Here is a 4,836-nt window from a genome sequence, read left to right on the forward strand (position 1 = left end):
TACTTTGTGATGAAGACCTTGTGCTTTTCCAGTATGTGCCGGAACTCCTTGCTCTTTCTGAGGTTGTTGATGTCCGGGTCCTTTCTCAGGCTGTCGTAATCGTTGAAACCCTTTGAAAGGGCGGCGTCAAGCTCGTCCAACCCATAATCGGTATTTCCCATGAGGGAATGGACGGAGGCGAGATTGTAACGGATGGTGGCGCTGTCCGGTTTGATCTCCTTGGCCTTCTTGAGATCGTCGAGGGCCTTGTTGTTCTTCTTCTGAAGCATGTAGGCTACCGCCCTGTTCGAGTACGCTTCGGCATAGTTGGGGTCTTTCTTGATGGCGTTCGAGAATTCGGCAATGGCATTATCCAGGTTCTCGTTGAAGACACCCTTCGATGTGGCATTCTTTGCGATGCTGACGTAGCTCATGCCCTGTTTCAAGTGTGCCTTAACCTCCTGGCTCGGTTCATCCGAGACGGGCTTTGCGGCTTCGGCAGGAGCGGCGGCGGGCTTCTCCTGGGCTGGTGGTGGCGGGGGTGCAGGCTGCTGCGGTTCGACCTTTTGCTGCGGCTTCGACCAGGGCAGTTTATCACACCCCATCCCCATGAGTCCCACGGAAACCAGGATAGCTATGGTTACGACTACGGTCCATTTCCTCATCTATCGATCCTCCTCCTTAATTAATCTATCAGGGCGTTTTCTTGATGCGCATGTTCCAGTTGCTGCTTGTCGCCATTGCCTGCGGGGTCTGGCTGATGTCCGCTCCCTTTTCCTGTTTGACCCTCTGCGAGACAAGAGGCTTTGAATAGGTGAACGCGTCCTGGACGGAGCCGTTGTACCTCTTCAACCCGTCGACAAAGTAATAGGTGAAAACGCTGTTTTTGAGACTGTCCGATTCCCAGGACTTCTCGCCGGCGCTGCTCGCTGACAGGAGCACCTTGCCGTAGCTGACCTGGTCGATACTTTTGCCGGCTCCCCCGGCGCTCTTCTTCGGTTCGTCCTCGAGGACTATGTCCTTGGAACCGAAAAGTCTTTTACCATACTCTTTGGAGATGCCGTATCCCTCATCGTCATCGGCCCCCAGGGACTTGCCGCCGGGAGGCAGAAAACCCGGTATGGACCGGTAGGCGCCGTTGCTGTAACAGGTGTCGAGGATCATGACAAGCCGTTTGGACCTCAGGCCCTCGACGAAATCCTTGAGCATGTTTTCCGTTACCGCCGTGTGCCAGACGCGCTCGCGGGGCTTCACCTCCGTGTCGTAGGTGACGATGTGGACGCCCCCGAACTTGTCGGGAGGGGTGCCGTGGCTGCTCATGTAGATAACAACAAGGTCGTCGGGACCGGCAGTGTTTCTTATGGTGTTGAGGTACTTCATGATATTGTCACGTGTCGCCGTTTGATCCGTAAGGTAGTAGACGTTGTTGCGGGGGAATGCCGCCCCCTGGGGATTCACGAGGAAACTGTAGAAGCTCGATGCGTCCCGTACCGTGTACTGCAAGCTCTGAATGCCGTTCTTGAACTGTCCTACGCCGACAACAAGGGCGTACCGGTTCCGCACGGCTCCAGGAGCTCCCTCGGACCCTGTTTCCTTGAGGACGCGGGCGCGGCTGAAAAGGCTCCCGATCCTCTTTTCCCATTCCTTTACCTTAATGTTGTCCGGTGTTACCGGCGAGACCCACTTGACGCCGACAACGGTCTGGGCGAGAGAGAAGGCGAGGTCGACCTGCTTGTCATCCTCGTAGCCCCCCTTGAGCTGAACCCGTCCGTAAGCGTCGAGTTCAGCATAGCCGTTGACAATCCTGTTCTGCTTGAAGCTGTTGTTGATGCTGTTCAGGTGCGCGTCGGTTACGGGTGTGGTGTTCGCAAAGACCGCGGGCCCCCCCGCCAGAAGGAGGAGGAGGAGAAGAAATGCGGTCAATATAACTGAATTGTGCCGTTTCATGACATCCTACCTCACGACGGACCTGTCCGCCGTTCTGTGAAGCATCGAGACCTCTTCGATAACGAGCACGGTCTCAGCGCGATACGCATGGATGCTGTTGATATCGGGAATGAATGCCGTCGCCTTCCGCACATTGAGCTCACGCTCGACCATATCCGATTTGCCTTCGGCGTTGACGATGAAAGCTATCTTGTAACGGCCTTCGGGCACATCCTTGGGGATGTCAAAATTGCCGTCCGCAGTCCGTGTTCCCGGAGCGGCCGTGACCTCCTGGTCCACCTGTCCCAGGTCAACGAATTCGTTCTTCGACGGGTCGAAGTACTTGACGATCCGTGTTTCCGTGACCTTTATCTCCTTGCGGTCCGGAGGCGCCATGACATAATAGGAGCCGTTGAGCTTGACGGACCCGCCCTGACCGATCGATGTAGGGCTTACGTTAAAGCTCTGGATCTTGATGACCTCTCCCTGGGCCTGGTCATAGCCGACTTTCTGGGCTGTTTCCTGGTAGCCTGCCGCTGCCTGGCTCTTCAGAGTCGAGTACAGGGAAAGGCATTTGCCCCAGGCATACGCGAAACCTATGCTGCCCCCGATCGCGGCGCCAATGCCGGCCCCCTTCCAATCGCCGCCGATCAGCCCGCCGATGAGGGCGCCACCGAGGGCCCCTCCAACCGTGTGAAGGGCTATACATTGATTTCTTGCTCTTATGCGGTCTTCCTCAGTCTTTATGTCGTCGGGGTTTGGCAGCATGGAGGCGCAGGAATACAGGAAGAACACCCCGACGAGCACTATCGCGAATAATTTAACGCGTTCCTTTTTCATGTACTGGTATCTCCTTATCGGTGATTGAGCTTGATCTCGAGCGTGAGGATCTTGCCGTCCTCTATGTAGGATGCGGGCACAACGCCAAAATTCTCACCTCCGCTCGATTCGAGGACGATGTCCTTTTTCCCCTTCGGCTCGGGTTTCCAGCCGTTCCTCGGGGAAATGACGGAATAACTTGTCTTGTTGCCATCCTCCAGGGTGATGTCCTTGCCGCCCGAAAGTGATGCCGTCATGACTCCCGGAGGAGGAGGCGGCGGGATGTTTGCAAGGTCAGGCTGACCGGGAGGAGGTGGGGGAGGGAGCGCTGAATCGGTGCCGGCCGCAGGTGGCGGAGCCGACGGTCCCTGTGCCACTGTCTGCCCTTGTGAGGGCATACCCATGGGATTCGGTTGGCCCGAAAGCATGATAAGGAGCTTTTCCGTGCCGGGGGGCCCGGAGAACCTGAGATTGCCTCCCTTGGGTATCTCTACCATGGCGCCGGGTTCTACCTGTTCGCTGCAAAGGACCGTGGTGTTGCCCGAGGTCCCTATGTTCATTATCGTGAGATAGCCGGGCTTGTTGGTCCGAACGAGGAGTTTCAGGCGTTCGCCGGAACGGAATGTCCTCGACCGGGGAACGATGTCGAACCTGCCGTTGTCGCGAAGGAGAACGAGTTTGTAGGATATACCCACATACTTCTCCCTGGAAGGAGCCGCCGCGGTCTGCGTGGTGGTCTTTACCGCAGGCCCGGAAGACATCCGCACCGCCGGTCCTTCACCGCTGTCAAAGATGGCCTTTGCCCCTGCCGGCTGCTTCTTCTGTGCAAAAGCATCGCCACCGGAGCATGCGACAAGAATGGCGACAAGAAGAACGACGAAAATTGAAGGCAATATTTTCATGAGAACCTCCCTGCTGTTAAGAAATGTTGTATCCCCAGACATTATGCAATTGTCCCGGATCAGCGGCGCTTGATGTATAGGCGGAGTTTTGGTTTGCCGTGCCCATGGTGTAGCAGGTAGTATAACTGTAACTTTTGAATTTTGTCAACGGAAGACGGGCGTCGGGAGCGGTATGCTGGTTGCCTGGGTGAGGCAACCGCAGTGTCAACATTTTGACAACGGAAGACAGGTTCCCGCGCGCCGACGAAGGGGCGTAAGGCCATGTTACAATTAATGTTGACAACATGAGTCCGTGACCGATATATTCCGTCAAAGGCAAAGGGTATCCTCATGGGGTATCCGTCGCTTTGCCTTTGGGTCCGACGAGCCGGCCACGGACCTGGTAAGCAGTCTGCATTCCGATAAGCCAGGAAGGGGGATCTCATGCGTATTCGAAAATCTTTCAGGACCAACGCTCTGGCCCTTGTATTCCTTCTCATACCGGCGCTTCTTTTTGCAGTCACCGTTCCGCCGTCCGATATTGTCAGCAAGGCTATGGACGGCGTCCTTCTGGATATGGGCAACCCTTTTCTCAAGGTTATCAAGCAGGGGTCATGGATATCGAAGGAGAATTATCGCAATCCCCTGACGAATCTTCTCGACCCCTCCGACCACGACGCCAGGCTTTTCATTTCACTGGACGACGTGTCGCCGGAGCGCGCCCGCGAGGTCTGGAAGGCCTACCAGGGGCGGCTCAGGAAGAAGATCTTCTCCATGGCCGAGAAGGCAGGGTACAGCACGGAGCAGATACAGCTTCTCCTCAAGTCCGTCAATTTTTATCCTCCCGCACAGCTTCTCAAGGGAATCGAGCAGAACGAGCAGGCCATAGCTAAATTCCTGAAGATGGGCAATTACCCCAACCTTCTTGAGGTGGGCGAAGAGGCCGCTGAGGGTCTCTATACGACACCGACAAAGTTTATCCGTCAGGGGTACGAGACGGGCAGTAGGGTACAGGTGGCCGAGCTCGCTGCCGACGAGGGATCGGACGCATACCGGCTGGTCCATAAGACAACCGCCGAAGCGGAACACATGGCCGAGCAGGTGGGCGAGGCCAACATGAAAGGATACGTGCAATCCGCGGAGTACAGCCTCAATGAAGCGGAGAAGGCCCTGAAGGAGGGCAAACTCGACACGGCAAAGAAGAACATCCAACGGGCAAAGGACCGCCTCA

Annotated in this window: 5 protein-coding genes; 1 reads left to right on the plus strand and 4 read right to left on the minus strand. The window is 56.2% G+C overall.

Translation table 11 applies throughout. The features are described from left to right. From PHC90_14405 to PHC90_14420, 4 genes are all read right to left on the minus strand, one after another. The coding region (locus PHC90_14405; GenBank protein MDD3847536.1) for a tetratricopeptide repeat protein at positions 1 to 644 on the minus strand (644 nt) is incomplete at its 3' end. Positions 645 to 672: 28 nt separating this feature from the next. After that, complete coding sequence (locus PHC90_14410; GenBank protein ID MDD3847537.1) at positions 673 to 1,926, minus strand: caspase family protein; 1,254 nt, start codon at positions 1,924 to 1,926, stop codon at positions 673 to 675. A gap of 6 nt (positions 1,927 to 1,932) precedes the next feature. Then, entirely contained in the window at positions 1,933 to 2,745 is an 813-nt protein-coding gene (locus PHC90_14415) for a hypothetical protein (GenBank protein ID MDD3847538.1), read from the minus strand. Positions 2,746 to 2,759: 14 nt separating this feature from the next. Continuing rightward, positions 2,760 to 3,626, minus strand: coding sequence for a DUF4384 domain-containing protein (locus tag PHC90_14420; protein ID MDD3847539.1), 867 nt, complete (start codon positions 3,624 to 3,626; stop codon positions 2,760 to 2,762). Between the two features lie 423 nt (positions 3,627 to 4,049). Here PHC90_14420 and PHC90_14425 point away from each other — a divergent pair. Further along, a partial coding sequence (locus PHC90_14425) for a hypothetical protein (GenBank protein MDD3847540.1) occupies positions 4,050 to 4,836 on the plus strand: 787 nt, incomplete at its 3' end.

It is taken from the genome of Syntrophorhabdaceae bacterium (assembly GCA_028698615.1).
In the GTDB taxonomy this organism is placed as follows: domain Bacteria; phylum Desulfobacterota; class Syntrophorhabdia; order Syntrophorhabdales; family Syntrophorhabdaceae; genus Delta-02.

Coding starts and splice junctions, on each gene's coding strand:
- PHC90_14410 (MDD3847537.1), bottom strand. CDS start 1,926: ATGAAACGGCACAATTCAGTTATATTGACCGCATTTCTTCTCCTCCTC.
- PHC90_14420 (MDD3847539.1), bottom strand. CDS start 3,626: ATGAAAATATTGCCTTCAATTTTCGTCGTTCTTCTTGTCGCCATTCTT.
- PHC90_14415 (MDD3847538.1), bottom strand. CDS start 2,745: ATGAAAAAGGAACGCGTTAAATTATTCGCGATAGTGCTCGTCGGGGTG.